Annotated in this window: 1 protein-coding gene; it reads left to right on the plus strand. The window is 71.4% G+C overall.

Annotated elements, in window-relative coordinates; all coding sequences use genetic code 11:
• A partial coding sequence (locus tag NZN28_RS03400) for an FGGY-family carbohydrate kinase (RefSeq protein ID WP_295395368.1) occupies positions 1-497 on the plus strand: 497 nt, incomplete at both ends.

The following is a 497-nucleotide window of genomic DNA, read 5'->3' on the forward strand; positions in this document are numbered from 1 at the left end:
GAGACCGGCCTACCGGCGGGCCTGCCGGTGGTGGCCGGGGCCGGCGACAATGCGGCGGCGGCCCTGGGGCTGGGGGTCTCGCGCCACCGAAAGGGGGTGGGGAGCGTCTCGCTGGGCACCAGCGGGGTGATTTTCATCCCCCTGGAAGTACCCACCCCTGAGCCTGAAGGCCGGGTGCACCTCTTCGCCCACGCCGACGGGGGCTACCACCTGCTGGGGGTGACCCTGAGCGCGGCGGGGAGCCTCGAGTGGCTCCGGGGCCTCTTCCCCGAGGTGAGCCTGGAAACCCTCCTTGCTGAGGCTGAGGCGGCTCCGTTAGGGAGCGAGGGTCTGCTTTTCCTGCCCTTCCTGGCTGGGGAGCGCAGCCCCTACCTGAACCCCCACCTGCGGGGGGCTTTTGTGGGGCTTTCGCTGGCCCACAAGCGGGGCCACCTGGTGCGCTCGGTCCTGGAGGGGGTAGCCTTGAGCCTGGGCGAGGTCTACCAGGTGATGCGCCC

The organism is Meiothermus sp. (assembly GCF_025056915.1).
Taxonomy (GTDB): Bacteria; Deinococcota; Deinococci; order Deinococcales; family Thermaceae; genus Meiothermus.